This window comes from Streptococcus sp. HMSC076H09, assembly GCF_001811765.1.
Lineage (GTDB): Bacteria > Bacillota > Bacilli > Lactobacillales > Streptococcaceae > Streptococcus > Streptococcus agalactiae.
This window is the reverse complement of sequence record NZ_KV806614.1, coordinates 120636-146540: the sequence shown is the minus strand read 5'-3', so window position 1 is coordinate 146540 and position 25905 is coordinate 120636. Positions and strand designations below refer to the sequence as shown.

Here is a 25905-nt window from a genome sequence, read left to right as displayed (position 1 = left end):
GACTAGAGTATGGCTTCTACAAATAATGTTTCAGATACAAACACATGTTTTGCTAAAGAGGAGTTAGAAGAGATTTTCGAAGAATTAGGGACAACTCAAGGTGGTTTATCAGATGAAGAGGTTGCTGTACGTCAGAAAAAATATGGTTTAAACCTGTTATCTGAAGTAGAGCAAGAATCAATTATTTTATTGTTTCTGAAAAATTTTACTAGTCTTATGGCAATACTATTATGGGTTGGAGGATTTGTGGCTATTGTTTCTAATAGCTTAGAGCTAGGTCTTGCCATTTGGATGGTTAATGTGATTAATGGTATTTTTAGTTTCATTCAGGAATACCGTGCAAGCCAAGCAACACAAGCTCTCAAGAAAATGTTACCATCTTATTCACGTGTTCTTAGAAAAAGCTCAGAAGAAAAGATATTATCAGAGCAACTAGTCCCAGGCGATATTGTTCTTATTGAAGAAGGAGATCGTATTTCAGCAGATGGTCGCTTGATTAAAACAACAGATTTGCAAGTAAACCAATCAGCTTTGACAGGGGAATCAAATCCTATTTATAAAGATAGCAATGTTGAAAACGACCAGTCTAAAACATTGATTGAATGTGATAATATGGTTTTCGCAGGAACGACGGTCTCCAGTGGTAGCGCAACAATGGTTGTTACGGCAATTGGAATGCAAACTCAATTTGGTCAAATCGCTGATTTAACACAAGGGATGAAATCAGAAAAAAGCCCTCTTCAAAGAGAACTTGATCGGTTGACCAAACAGATTTCTATCATTTCAATTACGGTAGGAATTATCTTTTTCTTAGCAGCGACTTTTTTTGTTAAGGAGCCAGTGTCAAAATCATTTATCTTTGCCTTGGGGATGATCGTTGCATTTATCCCAGAAGGTTTACTACCTACCGTTACACTTTCTCTAGCTATGGCAGTCCAACGAATGGCTAAAGAACACGCACTTGTCAAAAAACTTTCTTCAGTTGAAACTCTTGGAGCAACCTCAGTTATCTGTTCTGATAAGACTGGTACATTAACGCAAAATGAAATGACCGTCAATCATTTGTGGCAAAATGGAAAGAGTTACCAAGTGACAGGACTGGGTTATGCTCCAGAAGGACAGATTCTTTTTGAAGGTGACAATATTTGCTTTGGTAATAGTGATAGAGGAGACTTAGAAAAACTTATTCGTTTTGCTCATCTCTGTAGCAACGCTCAAGTATTACCACCAAATGATGAACGTTCAACTTATACTGTACTTGGAGATCCGACAGAAGCTTGTTTGAATGTTTTATTGGAAAAATCAGGGATAAACAGACAAGAAAATCGTAAGTTTGCACCACGTTTGAAAGAATTACCTTTTGACTCGGTTAGAAAACGCATGACAACTATTCATAGCTTAGGAGGCGATGAAAAGGATAAAAAAATTTCAATCACAAAAGGTGCGCCGAAAGAAATACTTGATTTATCAGATTATGTCTTATCTGATGGCAAAGTTATCCCCTTAAATAAGGAAGAACGTAATAAAATACAGTTGGCTAATGATACATTTGCTAAAGATGGACTTCGCGTCTTAGCTGTTTCATACTGCGATATTGAAGGCTTTTCAAAAGAACAATGGACGCAAGAAAATTTGGAACAACACATGGTGTTCATAGGGTTGATAGCAATGAGTGATCCACCTCGTGAAGGCGTTCGCGAAGCTATTGATAAATGTCATGCAGCAAGCATTCGTATTATTATGGTGACTGGAGATTACGGATTAACGGCACTGAGTATCGCTAAAAATATTGGTATTATTCGTAACGATGGTGCTAAAGTAATTTCAGGTTTAGAGTTATCAGAAATGACGGATAGCCAATTGAAAAAAGAATTGTCAGGTGAAGCCGTTTTTGCTCGTGTAGCACCAGAACAAAAATATCGAGTAGTAACGATATTACAGGAGATGGGTGAAGTAGTAGCAGTTACAGGAGACGGGGTCAATGATGCGCCTGCGCTAAAAAAATCCGATATTGGTGTAGCCATGGGTGTTACCGGTACTGATGTTGCTAAAGAATCAGCTGATATGATTCTGACAGATGATCATTTTGCTTCTATTGTACATGCCGTGGAAGAAGGGCGGGCTGTTTATCAAAACATTAAGAAATTCTTGACGTATATTTTTAATAGTAATACTCCTGAGGCGGTTCCGTCGGCATTCTTCCTTTTTTCTAAAGGTTTTATTCCTTTACCATTGACTGTAATGCAAATACTTGCTGTTGATTTGGGAACCGATATGCTTCCCGCTTTAGGTCTAGGCGTGGAACCACCAGAAACAGATGTTATGAATCGTCCTCCAAGACGGCTAACAGATCGCTTATTGGACAAAGGGCTACTTATAAAATCTTTCCTTTGGTACGGCACTATTGAATCCGTATTAGCTATGGGTGGTTTTTTCTGGGCTCATTACTTACGTTATGGTAATTTTACTTTTTTCGTCGCAAACGGCATACCGTACAGGGAAGCGACAACTATGACACTTGGAGCTATTATCTTTAGCCAGATAGGTATGGTTATGAATAGCAGAACGAGCTATCAATCTATTAAAACACTATCTATTTTTGGTAATAAATTAATTAATTTTGGTATAATAATGGAGATTTTAGCATTTTTAGTCTTAGTATACGTGCCACTATTCCATAACTTATTCAACACAGCAAGCCTAGGTTTATCACATTGGCTCTATTTAATAGGCTGCCCGTTTATCATGATAGGTTTAGATGAAGTTCGGAAATTATTCAGCAGTAGAAAGAATAAACGGTGATGTCAAATATAATAACTTATTTAAAAAATAATTCAAACTTAACTTTTGATGAATTAGCATTAAACGATGTTGACATTCTTTGTTTAAATGAATTTGGCTATATTTCTTTTGAAAAACTTATAAACACTACAGAAATGAAGTCAGTTTTAGTCTGTGAGTTATATCATGAGTACCTTCAAACTATGGCTAAATCATATAGCTTTATGTTCACGTCACAACGACATGATTTATGTCAGTTAATGATGACCTCGAAACGTTTTAAAAACTTAACTTTATCTTATTATCGAGCTGAGATTAGTTTAGAATTTGAAAAACAATTTGCAGCTATGGTTTTTACTATTCCTAACATTAATTATCATCAGGTTGTATTTCGTGGTACTGATGCCAACCTTATTGGTTGGAAAGAAGATTTTAAATTGACGTATATGAGAGAAATATCGGCTCATCGTTCAGCGATTAAATACTTAAATACAATATTGCCTTATTTTGATAAAGTAGTTCTCTCAGGTCATTCTAAGGGTGGTAATTTAGCCTTGTACGCTGCAATGTTTACAAAGCCAGATTTAAAAGCAAAAATTGATTTGATTTGGCTTATTGACTCCCCAGGACTACAAAAAACTTTGTTACCTACTACAGAGTATAAAACTACTAAACAAAAGTGCATTCGCTTACTACCAGAAGAATCTATTGTTGGTATGATGCTTTATAGTGATATAGAGCCGCTAATTATTAGTAGCAATGCGCGTGGAATTCTGCAACACGATGTTACAACTTGGGAAATTCAAGAACCAGCTATTTTAAAGACTGGAACAGGACTATCGCTAAAAAGTATTTGTTTTGAAAAGACATTTCAACAGTGGATGGCTGAATTAAAAAGTCAAGAAAGAAAATTATTTTTTGATTTATTATTTGATAGCTTCCTATCAAGTGGCGTATCTAGTTTGGATGACTTCAACTTGGCTTCCAGAGCAAAAATGATGAAAGCTTTTCATAGCTTTAGAGAACTAGATGATGATAAAAAAAGGTTATTTAACAAATCTTTAAAATTATTAGTAACCATATTTTTGGGAGCTTATCATGATAATAGCAGAGAGACTAAGTAGTTTTCCTAGAATTGCATTAGTCTAAACATGGTGCTAAATAAACTAGCAAAATAGCATACTAAAAATACTACTCATATTATGCTGAGTAGTATTTTTAGTATGCTATTTGATGAAGTTATTCTAGAGTTTATGATTTTTGTTTTCGGAAATACTTTTTAGAGTATTGAAGAATTCCTTCTTATCTGAAAATTCGCTAATATGTTCCTTAATAGCTTCATCTGACCAATTCCACCACTGAGATGCATTTAATAATGTTATTTCTTCCTCTGAAAAGCGATATTTGATAATTTTAGCAGGTGTTCCAGCGACAACAGCATAGTCAGGAATGTCTTTGGTAATAACTGAACCTGCTCCAATAATTGCTCCATTACCTATTGTAACAGATGGAAGTATAGTGACATTAGTTCCTATCCAGACATCGTTGCCAATAATAACTTTTCCATTTTTCTTTTCATCTATTAAGTCCGCCCTATCCTCATTTATAAATCCCCTTGACTTATAGTAAATAAAAGGGTTAGTGGTAATGTGATCGGTTGGATGATTCATACCAGTAATAGTAACGTTCTGGGCTATTGAGCAAAATGCTCCAATTTCTTTTAAGTTAACGCCTTCGTAAAAGAATTGTTGATATCCATATGTGTACTTTCCTACCGAGAATCTATATTTAGGGTAACTGGCACCAGTACTCATATCTGTCCTCATAGGATCATTTTTAAGCTCTAAACGTTTCTCTAAATGTTTTTTAAAATACTAGCCATAACTAGCCTCCAATCGTAGACTAAATAGATTATAACATTTTTTCCTCTAAAAACCTTACCTTTTTTAATAAATTCTATAAATTAGAATGATAAAGAACTTATTCTCGGATATTGACAAAGAGTGAGCTAATGAGGTGGCCTAATTCAATGTTAGAGTCTGTTCCCAGTATTTTTTTCCTAAGATAGGGGCAATGTATGAACAAAGAAACAAAATAAAAACCTTGTAATAACAAGGTTTTAAGTATGTATAGTAAGTTATGATAAAATGATATGGAGCCGGTGGGAGTCGAACCCACGTCCAAACATCTGCTAATATATTTGTCTACAACTATAGGTTATGTATTGATTTAACTAGGTGATGACACATAACTCAAGCCCTCACATAGCGAGTCTATAAATCTCTTTTTAACTAACTAGACAGTAGCCAAACGTAGTTTGCTGATAAATAAGACCTTCTAGCAAAACGCAAACAATCTTGTGAAGATCACGCAGGCTGTTTTTTAGGCAGCTAATGCGTAAGAATTTGTATTTTTTGCAGTTATATTTAACTGGCATTTTACATCTGCCGATGAGTCGCAAAATATACCTCATAATGCCTGTCGAATCCGTAACGACCCCAAAAGTAGAATAAAGCATAAAAACTTACCAATATAGTATAACAAATACTATTTAAAATAGCAAAAATTTAACAGTTGTGTTATGATTAAAGCATGAATATGAAATTATCAAAACGTTACCGCTTTTGGCAGAAGGTCATTAAGGCTTTGGGTGTCTTAGCGTTAATAGCGACCCTTGTCTTAGTTGTTTATTTGTACAAACTTGGTATTTTGAATGATAGCAATGAATTAAAAGACCTAGTACACAAGTATGAATTTTGGGGTCCAATGATTTTTATTGTGGCTCAAATTGTACAGATTGTTTTTCCAGTAATTCCTGGAGGTGTTACAACAGTAGCAGGTTTCTTAATTTTTGGTCCTACCTTAGGCTTTATTTATAACTATATTGGGATTATCATCGGAAGTGTCATCCTTTTTTGGTTAGTCAAATTTTATGGACGAAAATTCGTTTTGCTATTTATGGATCAGAAGACATTTGATAAATATGAGTCTAAGCTAGAAACATCCGGATATGAAAAGTTTTTTATCTTTTGTATGGCATCTCCCATTTCACCAGCGGACATCATGGTGATGATTACCGGTCTATCTAATATGTCTATTAAGCGCTTTGTGACAATCATTATGATAACGAAACCTATTTCTATCATCGGTTATAGCTATTTGTGGATTTATGGTGGTGATATTTTGAAAAATTTTTTGAATTAAAAATAAAAAAGGTTGGAGATTATCTCCAATCTTTTTATTGTATATTAAGTTTGTACCTAATAATAGAGTGTGTCAACATATAGAATATAGCAATTTCAACAATGCTAACAAGTATATTGTAGAGCAATACAGGTTGAGAGAATGTTGCATTTGCATGAGAGTTGAATAAATCAATATGAAAAATACTATCTATTATTAATGTTAAGAAAGTAATTAAGAGTGATATTCCAAAATAAGAAACAATTCCCATCAATACACGTTTGTTTGTAAATAATTGCCCTACAGCGATAGAGAGATAAATCAGTAATGTCCCTGCAACGTACGATAGAAAGAAATAGGCGATAAAAAGTGGAGCGTTCGAAGATGAAATAATTTTATAGATTTCTGGAAAAGCGACAACGAACTGACCAATACCTACTAAAGGTAATATGACCAATATGATTCCAATAATGACAATAAAAATATTAAAAATACTCCAAAGAAGAGAAGCTAGTAGCTTTGAACAAATAATCTGATTCGTAGTTACTGGGAGCGTTAAGGTTAGATATCCTTGACGGCCGAAGATATTGCTATAAAAACGTTTGATAATAATAGCAAGGGTGGATAACAGAGATCCTGAAATAACCATCGCTAACAATAAAACGAGTATTATAGTGAATATTTGGGCGCTAGTACTATTAGTATCAGTAGAAACATTGCCGCCAAGTGCCTTTAATACCAGTCCTAAAATAATAGATACTAATAAAACCGCAGCGTTGAGTGTTAGATACCACTTACCAACTGATTTTAATTCATATTTTAATAATTTTCCAAACATATCAATCTCCTTTATTTCTTGAATCTTTCACGAAAGAGAGCATCAATCGAACAGTTGTGCTCTTCTCTTAAGTCATCAGCATTGCCTTGTAGGTCAATTTCTCCTTCTTTAAGGAAGATAACTTCATCAAGGATAGGTTCAATGTCAGAAATTAAGTGAGTCGAAATTAAAACAGAAGCATCATTAGAGTAGTTACTAATGATTGTTTTTAAAATGTAGTCACGCGCTGCAGGGTCTACACCACCAATAGGTTCATCAAGGATGTAGAGCCTAGCTTTACGACTCATAACAAGTATTAATTGAACTTTTTCCTTGTTCCCTTTTGATAGGTTTTTTAGACGTTCCCTAGGATTTAGGTTAAGATCCTCAAATAGTTGATATGCTACCTTTGAATCAAAATCGTTATAGAAATCTTCAAATAATGTAACGACGTCTTTGATTTTCATATTTTCTTGTAAATATGAAGTATCAGGGAGATATGAAATAATTTTTTTGGTTTCAACAGACGGTCTGTAACCATCAATAACGATATCTCCCTTATCTGGCTGAAGTAATCCATTTATCATTTTGATGATTGTTGTTTTTCCGCTACCATTTGGACCTAATAAACCTATAATCTTTCCTGTTGGAATACTTACAGTCACATCATTAACAGCAGTATGTTTGTGATATTTCTTTGTAACATGATGAAGTTGTAATAACTGTGTCATTTAATTAATCTCCTTTATAAAATGATCGAGAGCAACCGTAATTTCATCTAATTTATATCCTATTTTTTTCATGTTGTTGACAAAAGTTGCTAACTCTGCTTTTGCAACTTGTTGACGAATTTTACCAATTAGTAAGTTGTCTTCTGTAACAAAGCGTCCGGAAGTACGTTGTGAGAATACCATTCCTTCACGTTCCAATTCAGTGAAGGCACGTTGCATGGTATTTGGGTTAACACCAGCTTCTTGAGCTAACTCTCTCACGGTAGGCAATTGGTCACCACTTTTTATTTCTTGACTAACAATTTGCATCTTTATATGTTCAGCAATTTGTGAATAAATAGGTGATTTTTCATTGAATTCCCAAGCCATAGATAACTCCTTTCATAATCTTGTACTTTTTGTACTATAAAAATAGTACAAAAAAATATTTGAAATGTCAAGGAATTATCATTGAGACTTTAATCGTTTATTGTTTCATAGTATAATAGTAAAAAATCGTAAAAAGGGGCTACTATGTTTGCACAACTTGATACAAGAACCGTTTATTCTTTTATGGATAGCTTGGTTGATTTAAAGACATATGTCTCTAAATCGAAATCATTAGGATATCAAACTATTGGTATCTTGGACCACAGTAATCTTTATGCAGCATATCATTTTATTCAAGAGGCGCAAAAGGCAAACCTAAGACCAATAGTTGGATTTAGCTTTGATATAGTGGTTGAAAATAGATCAATAGAAGTTTACTGTATTGCGATAAATACAGTTGGTTATAAGAATCTCTTGAAGTTGTCAACGGCTCAAATGTCTGAGAAGATGTCTCTAAATTTATTGACAGAACATCTTGAAGGGGTGCAATTGATTCTTCCCTATCAAGATGTTCTTGATCAGCTCAATTTACCCTTTGATTATGTTATTGGTGTTAATTTGACCTCTCCGCAGATTCCATATACCAAACCCATTATAGCCATAGATACTGTTCGATATTTTCAAAAAAATGATATTGAGACATTACAGATGCTTCATGCTATAAGAGATAATGTCCTGTTAAAAGACGCACAATATGCGAGCAAAAATCAAGAATTAAAACCTTGTCAAGAAATGACTCTAGCATTCAAGGAACGTTTTCCTGAAGCTTTAGCTAACCTAGAATCTTTGGTAGAGAATGTTGCTTATCACTTTGATTCTGACTTTAAGTTACCTATTTTTAATAGAGAAATTCCTGCTGGAGAAGAATTAAGAACCTTAACTCAAAATAACTTAAAAAGTAAAGGTTTATGGAGCGATGCTTATCAAGAGCGTCTCGAAAAAGAATTAACAATCATTCACAAAATGGGCTTTGATGACTATTTCCTTATTGTGTGGGATTTATTAAGATTTGGTCGTAGTAAGGGCTACTATATGGGAATGGGACGTGGTTCAGCAGCGGGAAGTTTAGTCTCATATGCTTTAAATATTACCGGTATCGATCCTGTCAAACATAATTTAATTTTTGAACGTTTTTTAAATGAAGAGCGTTATTCGATGCCAGATATTGATATTGATCTTCCGGATATTTATCGTGGAGAATTCTTGCGCTATGTACGTAATCGATATGGTTCAATGCATTCTGCACAGATTGTAACCTTCTCAACTTTTGGTGCGAAACAGGCTATTCGAGATGTTTTTAAACGCTTTGGTGCATCAGAGTATGAGTTAACAAACATAACTAAAAAAATTCATTTCAGAGATAATTTGACCAGTGTTTATAACCGCAACTTAGCTTTCAGACAAATAATAGATAGTAAAATTGAATACCAAAAAGCCTATGATATTGCTAAGCGTATTGAAGGAAATCCTAGACAGACTTCTATTCATGCCGCTGGGGTAGTAATGAGTGACGATTTGTTAACAGATCATATTCCTTTAAAAAACGGTGAGGATATGATGATAACGCAATATGATGCTAGTTCTGTTGAGGATAATGGTCTTCTAAAAATGGACTTTCTAGGTCTTCGAAATTTGACATTTGTTCAGAAAATGAAGGAGAAAGTCGATAAGGACTACGGTATCTCTATACAATTAGAAACTATTGATTTAGAAGATAAAGAGACTCTAAAACTATTTGCAGCTGGTCAAACAAAGGGGATTTTTCAATTTGAGCAAAGTGGAGCTATTAATTTGTTGCGACGTATTAGGCCAGAGTGTTTTGAAGATGTGGTAGCTACCACCAGCTTGAATAGGCCTGGTGCAAGTGATTATACTGAGAATTTTATAAACCGTCGTTTTGGTAAAGAAAAAATCGATTTAGTAGATCCTGTCATAGCTCCAATTTTACAACCTACCTATGGCATAATGCTCTATCAAGAACAGGTTATGCAGATTGCCCAGACCTACGCAGGTTTTACGCTAGGCAAGTCTGATTTGCTCAGACGTGCTATGTCTAAGAAAAATTCTAAGGAGATGCAAAAGATGTCTCAATCCTTCTTAGAGGGTGCAGTATCTAAGGGACATCGTCAAGAAGATGCTCGACTTATATTTGAACGCATGGCTAAATTTGCAGGTTATGGGTTTAATCGCAGCCATGCGTTTGCTTATTCGGCTTTAGCTTTTCAATTAGCCTATTTCAAAGCCCATTATTCCGATGTCTTTTATGACATCATGATAAATTATTCAAATAGTGATTATCTAATCGATGCTATTGATTTTGGTTTTGTTATTGAAAAACCTTCAATTAATACTATTTCATACAGAGACCGCATCTATAAAAAGAAAATTTATTTAGGTTTAAAAAATATTAAGGGTGTTCCTAACGATTTGGCTTATTGGATTTCTAAAAATCAACCGTTTCAGAGTATTGAAGATTTTCTAATGAGGCTGCCACAGCAGTTTCAAAAAAGTGGTTTTATTTCTCCGCTAATTGCTATTGGAGCATTTGACGAATTTGATAATAATAGACGGAAAATCACCTCTAATCTTGATTCTTTATTTACATTTGTAAATGAACTAGGTAGTTTATTTGCAGATACCTCATATCATTGGCTAGAAGTAGAAGATTTCTCTAATTCTGAGAAATATGAAATGGAACAAGATATCTTAGGAGTAGGAATCAGCCCGCACCCTTTAGTGGGGATTTCACAAAAAGCTAGCCGTCCGTTTATACCAATTAGTCAAGTTCAAGAAAATAGCGAAGCTACTATTTTAGTTCAGCTAAAGCAGGTCAAAGTTATTAGGACAAAAAGTTCTGGGCAACAAATGGCTTTCTTGACTGTTATGGATATTAATTCAAAAATGGATATTACTGTTTTTCCTGAAACTTTCAATATTGTAAGAGATGATTTACAAGAAGGGAAATATTATTACTTGCATGGAAAAATTCAGAAGCGAGATGAGCGATTACAGATGGTTTTAAACGGTGTTCAAGAAGCAACGGAGGAACGTTTTTGGATACTTCTAAAAAATCATGATAACGACAAAAAAATATCGGAAATATTGTCCAAATATAAAGGGCATATTCCTGTCTATTTGCATTATGAAACAACTAAAGAAACTATCCAAAGCAAAGTACATTTGGTTAGAAAAGATAGTGGCTTAGCCCTTGATTTATCTGAATTTGTTGTGAAAACGGTTTATCAATAAAATTGCATATAAAGTGCAGAAATTTACAAATTAATATGCTATAATTAAATCGTTAAATTAATAAAAGGAGTACCAATTAAATGAAACGTATTGCTGTTTTAACTAGTGGTGGTGACGCCCCTGGTATGAACGCTGCTATCCGTGCAGTTGTTCGTAAAGCAATTTCTGAAGGTATGGAAGTTTACGGCATCAACCAAGGTTACTATGGTATGGTGACAGGGGATATTTTCCCTTTGGATGCTAATTCTGTTGGGGATACTATCAACCGTGGAGGAACGTTTTTACGTTCAGCACGTTATCCTGAATTTGCTGAACTTGAAGGTCAGCTTAAAGGGATTGAACAGCTTAAAAAACACGGCATTGAAGGTGTAGTAGTTATCGGTGGTGATGGTTCTTATCATGGTGCTATGCGTCTAACTGAGCACGGTTTCCCAGCTGTTGGTTTGCCGGGTACAATTGATAATGATATCGTTGGCACTGACTATACTATTGGTTTTGACACAGCAGTTGCGACAGCAGTTGAGAATCTTGACCGTCTTCGTGATACATCAGCAAGTCATAACCGTACTTTTGTTGTTGAGGTTATGGGAAGAAATGCAGGAGATATCGCTCTTTGGTCAGGTATCGCTGCAGGTGCAGATCAAATTATTGTTCCTGAAGAAGAGTTCAATATTGATGAAGTTGTCTCAAATGTTAGAGCTGGCTATGCAGCTGGTAAACATCACCAAATCATCGTCCTTGCAGAAGGTGTTATGAGTGGTGATGAGTTTGCAAAAACAATGAAAGCAGCAGGAGACGATAGCGATCTTCGTGTGACGAATTTAGGACATCTGCTCCGTGGTGGTAGTCCGACTGCTCGTGATCGTGTCTTAGCATCTCGTATGGGAGCGTACGCTGTTCAATTGTTGAAAGAAGGTCGTGGCGGTTTGGCCGTTGGTGTCCACAACGAAGAAATGGTTGAAAGTCCAATTTTAGGTTTAGCAGAAGAAGGTGCTTTGTTCAGCTTGACTGATGAAGGAAAAATCGTTGTTAATAATCCGCATAAAGCGGACCTTCGCTTGGCAGCACTTAATCGTGACCTTGCCAACCAAAGTAGTAAATAAGAATTTGTCAATTTGACACTTTAAATAAAAAGGAGCTCATAAATTATTATGAATAAACGCGTAAAAATCGTTGCAACACTTGGTCCTGCGGTAGAATTCCGTGGTGGTAAGAAGTTTGGTGAGTCTGGATACTGGGGTGAAAGCCTTGACGTAGAAGCTTCAGCAGAAAAAATTGCTCAATTGATTAAAGAAGGTGCTAACGTTTTCCGTTTCAACTTCTCACATGGAGATCATGCTGAGCAAGGAGCTCGTATGGCTACTGTTCGTAAAGCAGAAGAGATTGCAGGACAAAAAGTTGGCTTCCTCCTTGATACTAAAGGACCTGAAATTCGTACAGAACTTTTTGAAGATGGTTCAGATTTCCATTCATATACAACAGGTACAAAATTACGTGTTGCTACTAAGCAAGGTATCAAATCAACTCCAGAAGTGATTGCATTGAATGTTGCTGGTGGACTTGACATCTTTGATGACGTTGAAGTTGGTAAGCAAATCCTTGTTGATGATGGTAAACTAGGTCTTACTGTGTTTGCAAAAGATAAAGACACTCGTGAATTTGAAGTAGTTGTTGAGAATGATGGCCTTATTGGTAAACAAAAAGGTGTAAACATCCCTTATACTAAAATTCCTTTCCCAGCACTTGCAGAACGCGATAATGCTGATATCCGTTTTGGACTTGAGCAAGGACTTAACTTTATTGCTATCTCATTTGTACGTACTGCTAAAGATGTTAATGAAGTTCGTGCTATTTGTGAAGAAACTGGCAATGGACATGTTAAGTTGTTTGCTAAAATTGAAAATCAACAAGGTATCGATAATATTGATGAGATTATCGAAGCAGCAGATGGTATTATGATTGCTCGTGGTGATATGGGTATCGAAGTTCCATTTGAAATGGTTCCAGTTTACCAAAAAATGATCATTACTAAAGTTAATGCAGCTGGTAAAGCAGTTATTACAGCAACAAATATGCTTGAAACAATGACTGATAAACCACGTGCGACTCGTTCAGAAGTATCTGATGTCTTCAATGCTGTTATTGATGGTACTGATGCTACAATGCTTTCAGGTGAGTCAGCTAATGGTAAATACCCAGTTGAGTCAGTTCGTACAATGGCTACTATTGATAAAAATGCTCAAACATTACTCAATGAGTATGGTCGCTTAGACTCATCTGCATTCCCACGTAATAACAAAACTGATGTTATTGCATCTGCGGTTAAAGATGCAACACACTCAATGGATATCAAACTTGTTGTGACAATTACTGAAACAGGTAATACAGCTCGTGCCATTTCTAAATTCCGTCCAGATGCAGACATTTTGGCTGTTACATTTGATGAAAAAGTACAACGTTCATTGATGATTAACTGGGGTGTTATCCCTGTCCTTGCAGACAAACCAGCATCTACAGATGATATGTTTGAGGTTGCAGAACGTGTAGCGCTTGAAGCAGGACTTGTTGAATCAGGCGATAATATCGTTATCGTTGCAGGTGTTCCTGTAGGTACAGGTGGAACTAACACAATGCGTGTTCGTACTGTTAAATAATTTTTGAATTCAAACCTATTATTTAAGAATACCTTAAATAATGGGTTTTTTATATGTTTTGCTTTTTATTATTCGATTATTGTGACTAGAATAGGATATGATATTAATAATTACCCTCCTTTTTTTATCTATGAAAACATGATATAATGGAAAAAAGATTAGGAGTAGTTATGGTTAAACGCGATTTTATTAGAAATATTATTTTAGCATTGATTGCTGTATTGATTTTGATTCTCTTGAGATATTTTGTTTTTGCAACCTTTAAAGTACATAAGGATGCTACAAATTCTTATTTTAGCAACGGAGATGTTGTTGTTGTTAATCGTAATAGGACGCCTAAGTACAAAGACTTTATTGTCTATAAGGTTGGAAAGATTTTCTATATTAGTCGTGTTATTGGTGAGCCAAATCAAAAAGTGAGAGTAATGGATGATATTTTATATTTGAATGATGTTTTCAAGGATGAGCCTTACATTGAAAAAATGAAAAATGCTTATTCTGAAAAGAAAGACGGTCAAATGCCCTTTACTTCCGACTTCTCAGTTGAAACATTAACACGAAATAAAGAAAGCAGAGTTCCTAAGGGTTCTTATCTTGTGTTAAATGATAATCGACAAAATAAAAATGATAGTCGAAAATTTGGATTAATCAAAGAGAAAGATATTCGTGGTGTTATTACCTTTAAAGTATACCCTCTAAGTGAATTTGGTTTTACAGCATCAGAGTAGTAAAAGAATGGTATTATTTGATACCATTCTTTTTATGTAATAAAATGGCTAAGATTAAGATAGATAGAATTTTTGATAGCGTTTATCTCGTTATCACAGAAAATCAAAAAGACTATACCAATTTTTTTATTGACAAACAAAAACATTAATTATATACTGTTTTTGTTACTTTTTAACGGTATATATTAATATATACCAATTTAAAAAGAAAGTTTAGATAGAAAGTATAAGAGAAAGCTCTTATTGGTAATAATAATATGTGTGGTATCGTAGGTGTAGTTGGAAATACAAATGCAACGGATATTTTAATTCAAGGCTTAGAAAAGCTAGAGTACCGAGGATATGACTCAGCAGGTATTTTTGTAGTAGGTGATAACAAAAGTCAACTTGTGAAGTCAGTCGGTCGAATCGCGGAGCTTCAGGCAAAAGTAGGAGATTCTGTTAGTGGTACGACAGGTATCGGTCATACACGTTGGGCAACCCATGGTAAACCTACTGAAGGAAATGCACATCCTCACACTTCAGGATCTGGTCGTTTTGTATTGGTACACAATGGTGTTATTGAAAATTACCTTCAAATTAAAGAAACTTACTTAACAAAACATAACCTCAAGGGTGAAACTGATACAGAAATAGCTATTCATTTAGTTGAACACTTTGTTGAAGAAGATAACTTATCAGTGCTTGAAGCCTTTAAAAAAGCCTTACATATTATAGAAGGATCATACGCATTTGCTCTTATTGATTCTCAAGATGCTGATACGATTTACGTAGCTAAAAATAAATCACCTCTTCTAATAGGTTTGGGAAATGGTTATAATATGGTGTGTTCAGATGCCATGGCTATGATACGTGAGACAAGTGAATATATGGAGATCCACGATAAAGAACTCGTTATTGTTAAAAAAGATAGCGTTGAAGTTCAAGATTATGATGGTAATGTCATTGAACGTGGTAGCTACACAGCAGAGCTTGACTTATCAGATATTGGTAAGGGGACTTATCCATTCTACATGCTTAAAGAAATTGATGAGCAACCAACTGTGATGCGTAAGTTGATTTCAACTTATGCGAACGAATCTGGAGATATGAATGTGGATTCTGATATTATAAAATCAGTCCAAGAAGCAGATCGTCTTTACATATTGGCTGCAGGGACGTCATATCATGCTGGTTTTGCTGCTAAGACCATGATCGAAAAATTAACTGACACACCTGTTGAACTTGGAGTTTCTTCAGAATGGGGTTACAACATGCCACTTTTGAGTAAGAAGCCAATGTTTATTTTACTTAGTCAATCGGGAGAAACAGCAGATAGTAGACAAGTTTTAGTTAAAGCAAACGAAATGGGAATCCCTAGTTTAACTATAACAAATGTGCCTGGCTCAACACTTTCTCGTGAAGCAACCTATACGATGCTCATTCATGCAGGACCTGAAATCGCTGTCGCTTCTACAAAAGCATATACTGCTCAAGTTGCAACGTTAGCTTTCTTAGCAAAAGCGGTAGGAGAAGCAAATGGTAAGGCAGAAGCAAAAGATTTTGATTTGGTTCATGAATTGTCAATTGTAGCACAATCAATTGAAGCGACCTTATCAGAAAAAGATGTTATCTCTGAGAAAGTAGAGCAGTTGTTAATCTCGACACGTAATGCCTTCTACATTGGTCGTGGTAACGACTATTATGTTACAATGGAGGCTGCACTGAAGCTAAAAGAGATTTCTTATATTCAGACAGAAGGTTTTGCTGCAGGTGAATTAAAACATGGTACAATTTCGTTGATTGAAGACAATACTCCTGTTATTGCTTTAATATCTGCTGATTCAACTATTGCAGCGCATACTCGTGGAAATATCCAAGAAGTTGTTTCTCGCGGAGCAAATGCTTTGATTATTGTAGAAGAAGGGTTGGAACGTGAAGGTGATGATATTATTGTTAATAAAGTTCACCCATTCTTATCAGCCATTTCAATGGTTATTCCGACTCAATTAATTGCTTACTATGCTTCATTACAACGTGGTTTAGATGTTGATAAACCACGTAACTTGGCAAAAGCTGTAACTGTTGAATAGACTCGTTATACTAAAATACGCTAATATTAACTACAAAATATTAAAAAATGTAAAAAAGCCTATTTTTGAAGGAAATAGGCTTTTTCCTATTGTCAAGAAGCCTATAATCAGTTAGAATGTTACTTGCTGACTATTTTATTAATTAATTTAAGGAGAGAAAAATGTCATTACCAAATTGCCCTAAGTGTAACTCTGAATATGTCTATGAAGACGGTATTTTACTGGTTTGTCCAGAATGTGCTTACGAGTGGAATCCAGAAGAAGTCGAAGAAGAAGTAGGTTTAATTGTATTGGATAGCAATGGAACTCGCTTATCAGATGGAGATACTGTGACAGTTATTAAGGATTTAAAAGTAAAAGGAGCGCCTAAGGATATTAAGCAAGGCACTCGTGTTAAAAATATTCGTTTAGTTGATGGCGATCATAATATCGATTGTAAAATTGATGGTTTTGGAGCTATGAAACTAAAATCTGAGTTTGTAAAAAAATAGCTTTCAGGCAATTGGCAACAGTCAATTGCTTTTTGAATATGACTTGATTTCATGCATTTTTATTAAAAAAGCTCTATGACATTGGTTTGAATTTTGATATAATGAGAACATCTATTTTTTATTTAGGGGGGACCATGTCTTATATTTTAGAAATCTTACCTAGCTTATTAGTAGGTGCGCAAGTAACATTGCAAGTTTTCTTTATTGTTATTTGTTTATCAATTCCACTTGGTATTGTTGTAGCCTTCCTAATGAAAGTTCATTTTAAGCCGCTTCAATGGCTACTGACAACTTATATTTGGATTATGCGAGGCACGCCTCTGTTATTACAGCTTATCTTTTTTTATTACTTTTTACCAAGTGTAGGGATTTCTTTTGATCGTATGCCAGCTGCTATTATTGCTTTTACGATGAATTATGCAGCTTATTTTGCAGAGATTTTTCGAGGAGGTATTGAGTCTATTCCTAAAGGGCAATATGAAGCTGCAAAGGTATTAAAGTTTTCTAAGTTTCAAACGGTTTGGTACATAGTATTACCTCAAGTCTTCAAAATAGTCTTACCGAGTGTTTTCAATGAAACGATTACTTTAGTGAAAGATTCCTCATTGGTTTACATACTTGGTGTGGGCGACTTACTTCTAGAAAGTAAGACAGCCGCAAATAGGGATGCAACACTTGCACCAATGTTTATAGCAGGTGGTATTTACCTATTATTAATTGGTCTTTTAACTATTTTATCTAAACAAGTTGAAAAGCGTTTTAACTACTATAAATAAGGGAGGGACGATGTTAGAATTAAAAAATATTTCTAAATGCTATGGGCAAAAAGAAATCTTCAAAGATTTCAATCTGACTGTAGAAGAAGGTAAAATTCTCTCTTTAGTAGGACCTTCTGGAGGTGGAAAAACAACACTATTACGTATGTTAGCTGGACTGGAAAAGATTGACTCAGGGACTATTGTTCACGATGGTAAAGAAGTATCTGTTGATCATTTGGAAACACTAAATCTTTTAGGATTCGTCTTCCAAGACTTTCAATTATTCCCACATTTAACAGTATTAGATAATTTGATTCTCTCTCCAGTTAAAACGATGGGATTATCAAAAGAACTTGCTAAAGCAAAAGCCTTAGTATTACTTGAACGCTTGGGACTTAAAGACCATGCTTTAGTCTATCCATTTTCATTATCTGGGGGGCAAAAGCAACGTGTCGCACTAGCTCGTGCGATGATGATTGATCCACAGATTATTGGTTATGATGAGCCAACTAGCGCTCTTGATCCAGAGTTGCGTCAAGAAGTAGAAAAACTAATTTTACAAAATAGAGAAACAGGTATGACACAAATTGTAGTAACACATGATCTTCAATTTGCTGAAAGTATATCTGATACGATTCTCAAAATTAATCCTAAGTAGACTTGGGGGTAGATTGTTGACTCACAAAAATATATTATTAACCATTATATTTGGATTATTTATGATTATATTATCAGCATGTGGTATGTCTAATAAGGAAATGGCTGGTATTGATAATTGGGAACATTATCAAAAGGAAAAGAAAATTACTATTGGATTTGATAATACTTTTGTTCCTATGGGATTTGAAAGCCGTTCTGGTGACTATACCGGCTTTGATATTGATTTAGCTAATGCTGTTTTTAAAGAATACGGTATTTCAGTGAAATGGCAGCCTATTAACTGGGATATGAAAGAAACTGAACTTAATAATGGTAATATAGACCTTATTTGGAATGGTTATTCAAAAACGACAGAACGTGCTAAAAAAGTCGCTTTTACAAACCCATATATGAATAATCATCAAGTAATTGTTACTAAAACTTCATCACATATTAATAGTATTAAGGATATGAAGGGGAAAAAACTAGGAGCCCAGTCGGGTTCATCTGGTTTTGATGCTTTTAATGCTAAACCTGATATTTTAAAAAAGTTTGTAAAAGGAAAAGAAGCAGTTCAATACGATACTTTCACTCAGGCTTTGATTGATTTAAAAAATAACCGTATTGATGGTCTTTTGATTGATGAAGTTTATGCTAACTATTATTTAAAGCAAGAAGGAAATATAAAAGCTTATTATTTTGTTAAAACTGCTTATCAAGGAGAAAATTTTGTAGTAGGAGCTCGCAAAGTTGATCGTAGACTAATTGAAAAGATTAACAAAGCTTTCAAACAGCTTCATAATAAGGGAAAATTTCAAAAAATCTCTTACAAATGGTTTGGTGAAGATGTTTATAGTAAAGAATAAAAGACTAGGAATTTCTCCTAGTCTTTTATTCTACGAAAAAATTAAATAAAAAAACATCGATATATCCGATGTTTTCTAGGTTAATTAACCAAGTTTAGTTGCAAGACGTGCTTTATCGCGGCTTGCTTTGTTTGTGTGAATTAAACCTTTAGAAGCAGCTTTGTCGATGCTTGAAGAAGCAGCGCGGTAAAGTTCTTCTGAAGGGTTAGCTTCAAATGCTTTAATAGCAGTACGCATAGCTGATTTTTGTGCTGAGTTTTTTTCGTTTTGTTTAACGTTAAGTTCAGCGCGTTTGATAGCTGATTTAATATTTGCCAATGTTTTCACCTCCATATTAATCTAACTATATAAGTATATCTAATTAAGTGATTTTTGGCAACCCTTTATCACTTTTTGAGATAAATTTCATCAATTTTATGATGTTTCCCTTTATGAATAATAAAATCAGCCCTATTTCTGGTTGGTTCTATATATTTTTCAAGGTTGACTAAATTAATAGTTTTCCAAATATCTTTAGCTAGTTCCATAGCTTTATGTGGCGGTATTTGTGTGAATTTATGATAGTAATTACTAGGGTCTGCTTCGGCTAATTGTAGAAGACTGTTAAATCGTTGTAAATACCATTCTTCAATTTGTTTATTTTCAGCATCGATGTATATTGAAAAATCAAAATAATCATTCATGTAAAGTCGATGGTTTTGTTGGTTTTGAAAGACATTTATTCCTTCTAAAATTAAAAAATCTGGTGTTTCAATAGTTTGCAATTGATTTGGAACGATATCGTAGATTTCATGAGAATAAATTGGGATTTTCGCGGTTATACCGTTCTTTATAGTATCTAAGAAATTTAGAAGTGACTCCATATCATAGGATTCCGGGAAACCTTTACGGTTTAAAATTCCATTTTGTATGAGTTTCTCGTTAGGATATAAAAAGCCATCAGTAGTGACTAATTCGACGTGACTATCTTTAAAAGTTCGTGAAATTAGTAATTGTAGTAAGCGACTGGTAGTTGATTTTCCAACAGCAACTGACCCTGATATGCCGATAATAAAAGGACGTTGATAATTTTCCTTTTTAAGAAATATTGCTTTAGAAAAAGATAAATTTTCTTGACTACGTTTATAGATTTGAATAAGGTTAATTAAAGGAAGGTAGATGTCAATAACATCTTGAATATTAATATTATCGTTTAAGCTTTTGATAGATTCAAGCTCTTTTTCAGTTAGTAAAGCTTGGGATTGCTGATGTAAGTCCTTCCAATTTTCTCTGGAAATACGGTCGAAATTAATAAATTCATTATTCATATCAAACTCCTATATGAAAGCTATTATAACATTTTATTGAGTGATTGAAAACCGTTTCAAAATATGGTAAAATAATATGGCGAAATTGGAGGGTTAGAATTATTTATGGCTAATATGTATTATACAGAGAATCCTAATGTTGAACATGATATTCATGAGCTAAATGTCAAATTATTAGGAGAATCATTCAGTTTTTTAACTGATGCAGGAGTTTTCTCTAAAAGAATGATAGATTATGGTAGTCAAGTCCTTCTAAATAGTTTACATTTTGAAAAAAATAAATCCTTGTTAGATCTTGGGTGTGGATACGGTCCGCTGGGAATTTCTCTAGCCAAAGTGCAAGGAGTTAAAGCGACTATGGTTGACATTAATACGAGAGCATTGGAATTAGCTAAGAAAAATGCAACACGCAATGGAGTAGTAGTTGAAGTCTTTCAGTCAAACATTTATGAAAATATTTCTAAAACTTTCGACTATATTATAAGCAACCCCCCTATTCGTGCTGGAAAGCAAGTTGTTCATTCTATTATCGAAGAAAGTATCTGTTACCTTAATACAGGCGGTAGCCTTACCATTGTCATTCAAAAGAAACAAGGCGCTCCAAGTACAAAAGCTAAAATGCTAGATACTTTTGGTAATTGCGATATTTTAAAAAAAGATAAGGGATATTATATATTGAGAAGTGAAAAAGTCTAAATGATATCCCTAAAGCGTAAAAATAATAAATAGTTCGGATAATAACTATCGTATTATTTTTTGGAAAGGTTTTCTCTAAAAATGTTTTCTTTAAATTCCGTATAAGATAAAAAGAATTCTGCTTTTTATTCTGAAAATTATAAAAAACTACTTACATTATCTAAAAAAAATGGTAAAATAGATTCAGCTAAAATACCAAGACTAATGAAACCACAAGACTTGGTTACTCAATAATAAATACTTCTGTGTTTGATAAGAAGATAATAAACGTGTTCTAAAAATTTTGCCAGTAAACATTATGAAGCGAAAGGTGCAGCTACTAAAAATGGGAAATATAGAGTTGAAAAAATTGGCTGTAAAAGCGAGTGAAAATGCATACGTTCCTTACTCGAAATTTCCAGTAGGCGCAGCATTGCGTACAGCAGAAGGAAAAATATTTACAGGATGTAACGTTGAAAATATCAGTTATGGATTAGCAAACTGTGCTGAGCGTACTGCAATTTTTAAAGCTGTTTCAGAAGGTTATAAAGATTTTTCGGAAATTGCTATTTATGGAAATACTGAAGAACCAATTTCTCCTTGCGGTGCATGCCGTCAAGTGATGGTGGAATTTTTTAATAAGAATGCTAAAGTTACATTGATTGCTAAAAATGGTAAGACGGTCGAGACGACGGTCGGTGAGTTGTTACCATACTCGTTTGTTGATTTAAAATAATTTAAATCAGTTGCTCTTTTAAGCATTTAGCTTAAATATTAAGTTTTTTAGGAGGGTTCATTTCATGAACAAAAAAATTGCCGGGATCGGCTTGGCTTCGATTGCAGTACTTAGTTTAGCTGCATGTGGACATCGTGGTGCTTCTAAATCTGGTGGTAAATCAGATAGCTTGAAGGTTGCAATGGTAACAGATACCGGTGGTGTTGATGATAAATCATTTAACCAATCTGGTTGGGAAGGTATGCAAGCTTGGGGCAAGAAGAATGGCCTTAAAAAAGGAGCTGGTTTTGACTATTTCCAATCGGCAAGTGAATCTGATTATGCAACTAACTTAGATACAGCTGTGTCTAGTGGTTATAAATTGATTTTCGGTATTGGATTTTCTCTTCATGATGCTATTGATAAAGCAGCAGACAATAACAAAGATGTTAATTACGTCATCGTTGATGATGTTATTAAAGGGAAAGATAATGTTGCAAGTGTTGTCTTTGCGGATAATGAATCAGCTTACTTAGCAGGTATTGCAGCCGCTAAAACTACCAAAACAAAAACAGTTGGCTTTGTAGGTGGTATGGAATCTGAGGTTATTACCCGTTTTGAAAAAGGTTTTGAAGCAGGTGTCAAATCAGTTGATAAATCAATTAAAATTAAAGTTGACTATGCTGGTTCATTCGGTGATGCTGCTAAGGGTAAGACAATTGCAGCCGCACAATATGCTTCTGGCGCAGATATTGTTTATCAAGTAGCTGGTGGAACTGGTGCAGGTGTATTCAGTGAAGCAAAATCACGCAATGAATCTCTAAAAGAAGCTGACAAAGTTTGGGTATTAGGTGTAGACCGTGACCAAGCAGCAGAAGGTAAGTATACTTCTAAAGATGGTAAGGCTTCTAACTTTGTTTTGGCTTCATCAATTAAAGAAGTTGGAAAATCAGTTGAATTGATTGCTACTAAAACAAGTAAAGGTAAATTCCCAGGTGGTAATGTAACAACTTATGGTTTGAAGGATGGTGGAGTTGATATAGCAACTACAAACCTTTCAGATGACGCCGTTAAAGCGATTAAAGAGGCTAAAGCTAAAATTATTTCAGGAGATATCAAAGTTCCTAGCAAATAATATCTTTAAGAACTTTCAAAAAAGCGATTAGAAATCGCTTTTTTGAAGCTGAGATAAACTTATATCTCAGTAAAATCCATCAATCGTTAAAGGTTGGTGGATTTTACTGAACTATAAATGAATTTTTCTGAAAGGGAGAACCACATGACACAGAATGTCATTGAAATGAAAGAAATCACTAAGAAATTCGGTGATTTTGTGGCAAATGATCATATCAATTTGACGGTTGAAAAAGGTGAGATACATGCTCTGCTTGGCGAAAACGGTGCAGGAAAATCAACTTTAATGAACATGTTAGCAGGTTTACTAGAACCAACAGACGGTCAAATTTTTATTAATGGTCAGCCTGTAACTATTGATTCACCTTCCAAATCGTCACAATTGGGGATTGGTATGGTACATCAGCATTTCATGCTTGTTGAAGCATTTACTGTAGCTGAAAATATTGTTCTAGGAAATGAAACCACCCAAAATGGTGTTTTAGACATTAAGACAGCAGCTAAAGAAATAAAGGAACTATCAGAGAAATATGGTTTGTCAGTAAATCCAAATGCTAAAATATCTGATATTTCTGTAGGAGCACAGCAGCGTGTTGAAATTTTAAAGACACTTTATCGCGGTGCAGATATTTTAATTTTTGATGAGCCGACGGCGGTACTTACACCATCAGAAATAAAAGAATTGATGACAATTATGAAGAGCCTTGTTAAAGAAGGCAAATCCATTATACTAATTACCCATAAATTGGATGAAATTCGGGCAGTTGCTGATAAAGTTACTGTGATTCGCCGTGGTAAAAGTATTGAAACAGTCCCCGTTGCAGGCGCAAGTTCTCAACAACTGGCAGAAATGATGGTTGGACGATCTGTTTCCTTCAGAACTGAAAAAAAGGAAGCTAAACCGACTGACATAATCCTTTCTGTAAAGGATTTAGTTGTAGAAGAAAATAGAGGCGGCGTTCTAGCTGTTAAAAATCTGTCGTTAGATGTTCGGGCAGGTGAAATTGTAGGTATAGCTGGTATTGATGGTAATGGACAAAGTGAATTAATTCAAGCTATTACAGGCTTAAGAAAGGTAACTTCTGGTCAAATTGTAATTAAAGGTAAAGATGTCACAAAATTTTCAAGTCGACAAATTACAGAATTAAGTGTAGGTCATGTTCCAGAAGATCGTCATAGAGATGGTTTGGTTTTAGATATGACGATGGCAGAAAATTTAGCTTTACAAACTTATTATAAAGAGCCATTGAGTCATAAAGGCATCCTTAATTTTGCTAAAATTAAAGAGTATGCTCGTCAATTAATGACAGAATTTGATGTGCGTGGTGCTGGTGAACATGTTTTAGCAAGAGGATTTTCTGGTGGTAATCAACAAAAAGCTATTATTGCACGTGAAGTGGATCGCGATCCAGACCTACTCATTGTTAGCCAACCGACTCGTGGTCTAGATGTTGGTGCTATCGAGTATATTCATAAACGTTTGATTGAAGAGCGCGATAAAGGGAAAGCGGTCTTAGTAGTTAGCTTTGAGTTAGATGAAATCTTAAACTTATCAGATCGTATTGCAGTTATTCATGATGGTAAAATTCAAGGAATTGTTAAACCCGACCAAACCAACAAGCAAGAATTGGGTATTTTGATGGCTGGTGGAAAAATTGAAAAGGAGGAGAGAGATGTCTAAGAAGGCGCAAAAAATTGCAGTTCCTCTGATTTCAGTTGTACTAGGAATCATTCTAGGAGCTATTATTATGCTGATATTTGGTTATGATCCACTTTGGGGTTATGAGGGGTTGTTCCAAACAGCATTCGGTAGTATAAAAAATATTGGTGAAATTTTCCGTGCAATGGGACCATTAATTTTAATTGCTCTAGGTTTCTCAGTTGCCAGTTGTGCAGGTTTCTTTAATATTGGACTTCCAGGGCAAGCTTTATCAGGATGGATTGCCGCAGGTTGGTTCGCTCTTTCACACCCAGATATGCCACGTCCAGCAATGATTCTTTGTACTATTATTATTGGTATCGTTGCTGGGGGAATCACTGGAGCTATTCCAGGTATTCTCAGAGCATATCTTGGAACAAGTGAAGTTATTGTAACTATTATGATGAACTATATTGTTCTTTATTCAGGAAATTCTATTGTACAACGTGTTTTCCCAAAAAGCATTATGCGTACAAGTGACTCGAGTGTATATGTTTCTGCCAATGCATCATACCAGACAGATTGGTTATCTAGTTTAACGAATAATTCACGTATCAATATTGGTATCTTCATTGCTATTATTGCAGTTGTGTTAGTTTGGTTCCTATTAAATAAAACAACGCTTGGATTTGAAATTCGTTCAGTTGGCTTAAATCCAAATGCTAGTGAGTACGCTGGTATGTCTGCAAAGCGTACAATTATTCTATCAATGATTATTTCTGGAGCTTTTGCAGGACTTGGTGGTGTTGTTGAAGGATTAGGTACATTTGAGAATGTATTTGTACAGCCATCCTCGTTAGCTATTGGCTTTGACGGTATGGCAGTAAGTCTACTCGCAGCGAATAGTCCAATAGGTATTTTATTTGCAGCATTTCTATTTGGTGTTCTAAGTGTTGGTGCGCCTGGTATGAACATTGCAGGTATTCCACCTGAGTTAATTAAAGTTGTAACAGCTTCAATCATCTTCTTCGTAGGTGTCCATTACATTATTGAGTATGTTATTAAACCTAAAAAACAAATGAAAGGTGGTAAGTAAA

The 25905-nt window shown here is 34.7% G+C and carries 23 protein-coding genes and 1 other RNA gene; 17 read left to right on the top strand and 7 right to left on the bottom strand.

Annotation, left to right across the window (positions count from 1 at the left end; genetic code table 11):
- Positions 1-9 precede the first annotated feature (9 nt).
- A complete protein-coding gene (locus HMPREF2818_RS07795; protein WP_000168894.1) occupies positions 10-2802 on the top strand; it encodes a cation-translocating P-type ATPase in 2793 nt (930 codons plus the stop codon).
- Positions 2802-3905, top strand: a complete 1104-nt coding sequence (locus HMPREF2818_RS07790; protein ID WP_000065320.1) for a DUF2974 domain-containing protein — start codon at positions 2802-2804, stop codon at positions 3903-3905. The genes HMPREF2818_RS07795 and HMPREF2818_RS07790 overlap by 1 nt, the downstream gene beginning before the upstream one ends.
- Before the next feature lie 120 nt (positions 3906-4025).
- On the opposite strand, the gene HMPREF2818_RS07785 is transcribed toward HMPREF2818_RS07790, so the two are convergent.
- Positions 4026-4595: a CatB-related O-acetyltransferase gene (locus tag HMPREF2818_RS07785; protein WP_000103052.1), complete on the bottom strand. Its 570-nt coding sequence runs from the start codon at positions 4593-4595 to the stop codon at positions 4026-4028.
- 336 nt (positions 4596-4931) lie between these two features.
- Positions 4932-5281, bottom strand: a transfer-messenger RNA (tmRNA) gene (ssrA, locus tag HMPREF2818_RS07780).
- A gap of 92 nt (positions 5282-5373) precedes the next feature.
- Here ssrA and HMPREF2818_RS07775 point away from each other — a divergent pair.
- Positions 5374-5985 carry a TVP38/TMEM64 family protein gene (locus HMPREF2818_RS07775; protein ID WP_001056394.1) on the top strand — a complete coding sequence of 204 codons (612 nt, stop codon included), beginning with the start codon at positions 5374-5376 and terminating at the stop codon, positions 5983-5985.
- A gap of 34 nt (positions 5986-6019) precedes the next feature.
- Here the strand turns inward: HMPREF2818_RS07775 and HMPREF2818_RS07770 are convergent, their stop codons facing one another.
- From HMPREF2818_RS07770 to HMPREF2818_RS07760, 3 genes are read right to left on the bottom strand one after another with little or no spacing between them, the layout of a single operon-like run.
- The gene (locus HMPREF2818_RS07770) at positions 6020-6802 is read right to left on the bottom strand and encodes an ABC transporter (permease) (RefSeq protein ID WP_070508722.1); all 783 of its coding nucleotides are present in this window, start codon (positions 6800-6802) and stop codon (positions 6020-6022) included.
- A gap of 11 nt (positions 6803-6813) precedes the next feature.
- The gene (locus HMPREF2818_RS07765) at positions 6814-7512 is read right to left on the bottom strand and encodes an ABC transporter ATP-binding protein (RefSeq protein WP_000192686.1); all 699 of its coding nucleotides are present in this window, start codon (positions 7510-7512) and stop codon (positions 6814-6816) included.
- Positions 7513-7881: a GntR family transcriptional regulator gene (locus HMPREF2818_RS07760; RefSeq protein WP_000312256.1), complete on the bottom strand. Its 369-nt coding sequence runs from the start codon at positions 7879-7881 to the stop codon at positions 7513-7515.
- Positions 7882-8025: 144 nt separating this feature from the next.
- On the opposite strand from HMPREF2818_RS07760, the gene HMPREF2818_RS07755 reads away from it, so the two are divergent.
- The 9 genes from HMPREF2818_RS07755 to HMPREF2818_RS07715 all read left to right on the top strand — a co-directional run bounded on the left by HMPREF2818_RS07755 (position 8026) and on the right by HMPREF2818_RS07715 (position 19338).
- A complete protein-coding gene (locus HMPREF2818_RS07755) occupies positions 8026-11130 on the top strand; it encodes a DNA polymerase III subunit alpha (protein WP_000457960.1) in 3105 nt (1034 codons plus the stop codon).
- A gap of 80 nt (positions 11131-11210) precedes the next feature.
- Positions 11211-12233, top strand: coding sequence for a 6-phosphofructokinase (gene pfkA, locus HMPREF2818_RS07750; RefSeq protein ID WP_000820831.1), 1023 nt, complete (start codon positions 11211-11213; stop codon positions 12231-12233).
- Between the two features lie 48 nt (positions 12234-12281).
- Positions 12282-13784, top strand: coding sequence for a pyruvate kinase (pyk, locus tag HMPREF2818_RS07745; RefSeq protein ID WP_001042784.1), 1503 nt, complete (start codon positions 12282-12284; stop codon positions 13782-13784).
- Between the two features lie 170 nt (positions 13785-13954).
- Positions 13955-14512, top strand: coding sequence for a signal peptidase I (gene lepB / locus HMPREF2818_RS07740; protein ID WP_000240773.1), 558 nt, complete (start codon positions 13955-13957; stop codon positions 14510-14512).
- Between the two features lie 257 nt (positions 14513-14769).
- A complete protein-coding gene (gene glmS, locus HMPREF2818_RS07735) occupies positions 14770-16584 on the top strand; it encodes a glutamine--fructose-6-phosphate transaminase (isomerizing) (protein ID WP_000334317.1) in 1815 nt (604 codons plus the stop codon).
- 161 nt (positions 16585-16745) lie between these two features.
- Positions 16746-17075, top strand: coding sequence for a zinc ribbon domain-containing protein YjdM (locus HMPREF2818_RS07730; RefSeq protein ID WP_000056782.1), 330 nt, complete (start codon positions 16746-16748; stop codon positions 17073-17075).
- A 134-nt stretch (positions 17076-17209) separates the two neighbouring features.
- Positions 17210-17851 carry an amino acid ABC transporter permease gene (locus HMPREF2818_RS07725; RefSeq protein WP_000120401.1) on the top strand — a complete coding sequence of 214 codons (642 nt, stop codon included), beginning with the start codon at positions 17210-17212 and terminating at the stop codon, positions 17849-17851.
- A gap of 10 nt (positions 17852-17861) precedes the next feature.
- Positions 17862-18491: an amino acid ABC transporter ATP-binding protein gene (locus tag HMPREF2818_RS07720; RefSeq protein WP_000891273.1), complete on the top strand. Its 630-nt coding sequence runs from the start codon at positions 17862-17864 to the stop codon at positions 18489-18491.
- Positions 18492-18504: 13 nt separating this feature from the next.
- Complete coding sequence (locus HMPREF2818_RS07715) at positions 18505-19338, top strand: amino acid ABC transporter substrate-binding protein (RefSeq protein ID WP_000955381.1); 834 nt, start codon at positions 18505-18507, stop codon at positions 19336-19338.
- Between the two features lie 84 nt (positions 19339-19422).
- On the opposite strand, the gene rpsT is transcribed toward HMPREF2818_RS07715, so the two are convergent.
- Both rpsT and coaA read right to left on the bottom strand, forming a co-directional pair.
- Positions 19423-19671, bottom strand: a complete 249-nt coding sequence (rpsT, locus tag HMPREF2818_RS07710; protein ID WP_001872296.1) for a 30S ribosomal protein S20 — start codon at positions 19669-19671, stop codon at positions 19423-19425.
- A 53-nt stretch (positions 19672-19724) separates the two neighbouring features.
- Positions 19725-20645, bottom strand: coding sequence for a type I pantothenate kinase (gene coaA / locus HMPREF2818_RS07705; protein ID WP_001058331.1), 921 nt, complete (start codon positions 20643-20645; stop codon positions 19725-19727).
- A 105-nt stretch (positions 20646-20750) separates the two neighbouring features.
- Here coaA and HMPREF2818_RS07700 point away from each other — a divergent pair, with 105 nt between their 5' ends.
- The 5 genes from HMPREF2818_RS07700 to HMPREF2818_RS07680 all read left to right on the top strand — a co-directional run bounded on the left by HMPREF2818_RS07700 (position 20751) and on the right by HMPREF2818_RS07680 (position 25904).
- The gene (locus HMPREF2818_RS07700; protein WP_070508717.1) at positions 20751-21341 is read left to right on the top strand and encodes a class I SAM-dependent methyltransferase; all 591 of its coding nucleotides are present in this window, start codon (positions 20751-20753) and stop codon (positions 21339-21341) included.
- Between the two features lie 325 nt (positions 21342-21666).
- On the top strand, positions 21667-22056 hold the full coding sequence (locus HMPREF2818_RS07695; RefSeq protein WP_000526762.1) for a cytidine deaminase: 390 nt from the start codon (positions 21667-21669) through the stop codon (positions 22054-22056).
- Positions 22057-22120: 64 nt separating this feature from the next.
- A complete protein-coding gene (locus HMPREF2818_RS07690; RefSeq protein WP_001034779.1) occupies positions 22121-23170 on the top strand; it encodes a BMP family lipoprotein in 1050 nt (349 codons plus the stop codon).
- Between the two features lie 144 nt (positions 23171-23314).
- Positions 23315-24850, top strand: coding sequence for an ABC transporter ATP-binding protein (locus HMPREF2818_RS07685; protein WP_000193231.1), 1536 nt, complete (start codon positions 23315-23317; stop codon positions 24848-24850).
- On the top strand, positions 24843-25904 hold the full coding sequence (locus HMPREF2818_RS07680) for an ABC transporter permease (RefSeq protein WP_000036983.1): 1062 nt from the start codon (positions 24843-24845) through the stop codon (positions 25902-25904). The genes HMPREF2818_RS07685 and HMPREF2818_RS07680 overlap by 8 nt, the downstream gene beginning before the upstream one ends.
- The last annotated feature ends 1 nt before the right edge of the window (position 25905 follow it).

Excerpts from the sequence above, each read along its gene's own strand:
- HMPREF2818_RS07685 (WP_000193231.1), top strand. The coding sequence starts at position 23,315 with ATGACACAGAATGTCATTGAAATGAAAGAAATCACTAAGAAATTCGGT.
- HMPREF2818_RS07700 (WP_070508717.1), top strand. The coding sequence starts at position 20,751 with ATGGCTAATATGTATTATACAGAGAATCCTAATGTTGAACATGATATT.
- lepB (WP_000240773.1), top strand. The coding sequence starts at position 13,955 with ATGGTTAAACGCGATTTTATTAGAAATATTATTTTAGCATTGATTGCT.
- rpsT (WP_001872296.1), bottom strand. The coding sequence starts at position 19,671 with ATGGAGGTGAAAACATTGGCAAATATTAAATCAGCTATCAAACGCGCT.
- HMPREF2818_RS07795 (WP_000168894.1), top strand. The coding sequence starts at position 10 with ATGGCTTCTACAAATAATGTTTCAGATACAAACACATGTTTTGCTAAA.
- HMPREF2818_RS07680 (WP_000036983.1), top strand. The coding sequence starts at position 24,843 with ATGTCTAAGAAGGCGCAAAAAATTGCAGTTCCTCTGATTTCAGTTGTA.
- HMPREF2818_RS07725 (WP_000120401.1), top strand. The coding sequence starts at position 17,210 with ATGTCTTATATTTTAGAAATCTTACCTAGCTTATTAGTAGGTGCGCAA.
- HMPREF2818_RS07720 (WP_000891273.1), top strand. The coding sequence starts at position 17,862 with ATGTTAGAATTAAAAAATATTTCTAAATGCTATGGGCAAAAAGAAATC.
- glmS (WP_000334317.1), top strand. The coding sequence starts at position 14,770 with ATGTGTGGTATCGTAGGTGTAGTTGGAAATACAAATGCAACGGATATT.
- HMPREF2818_RS07690 (WP_001034779.1), top strand. The coding sequence starts at position 22,121 with ATGAACAAAAAAATTGCCGGGATCGGCTTGGCTTCGATTGCAGTACTT.
- HMPREF2818_RS07760 (WP_000312256.1), bottom strand. The coding sequence starts at position 7,881 with ATGGCTTGGGAATTCAATGAAAAATCACCTATTTATTCACAAATTGCT.
- HMPREF2818_RS07730 (WP_000056782.1), top strand. The coding sequence starts at position 16,746 with ATGTCATTACCAAATTGCCCTAAGTGTAACTCTGAATATGTCTATGAA.
- HMPREF2818_RS07770 (WP_070508722.1), bottom strand. The coding sequence starts at position 6,802 with ATGTTTGGAAAATTATTAAAATATGAATTAAAATCAGTTGGTAAGTGG.
- pyk (WP_001042784.1), top strand. The coding sequence starts at position 12,282 with ATGAATAAACGCGTAAAAATCGTTGCAACACTTGGTCCTGCGGTAGAA.
- HMPREF2818_RS07785 (WP_000103052.1), bottom strand. The coding sequence starts at position 4,595 with ATGAGTACTGGTGCCAGTTACCCTAAATATAGATTCTCGGTAGGAAAG.
- HMPREF2818_RS07755 (WP_000457960.1), top strand. The coding sequence starts at position 8,026 with ATGTTTGCACAACTTGATACAAGAACCGTTTATTCTTTTATGGATAGC.
- HMPREF2818_RS07790 (WP_000065320.1), top strand. The coding sequence starts at position 2,802 with ATGTCAAATATAATAACTTATTTAAAAAATAATTCAAACTTAACTTTT.
- HMPREF2818_RS07695 (WP_000526762.1), top strand. The coding sequence starts at position 21,667 with ATGGGAAATATAGAGTTGAAAAAATTGGCTGTAAAAGCGAGTGAAAAT.
- HMPREF2818_RS07765 (WP_000192686.1), bottom strand. The coding sequence starts at position 7,512 with ATGACACAGTTATTACAACTTCATCATGTTACAAAGAAATATCACAAA.
- HMPREF2818_RS07775 (WP_001056394.1), top strand. The coding sequence starts at position 5,374 with ATGAATATGAAATTATCAAAACGTTACCGCTTTTGGCAGAAGGTCATT.
- pfkA (WP_000820831.1), top strand. The coding sequence starts at position 11,211 with ATGAAACGTATTGCTGTTTTAACTAGTGGTGGTGACGCCCCTGGTATG.
- coaA (WP_001058331.1), bottom strand. The coding sequence starts at position 20,645 with ATGAATAATGAATTTATTAATTTCGACCGTATTTCCAGAGAAAATTGG.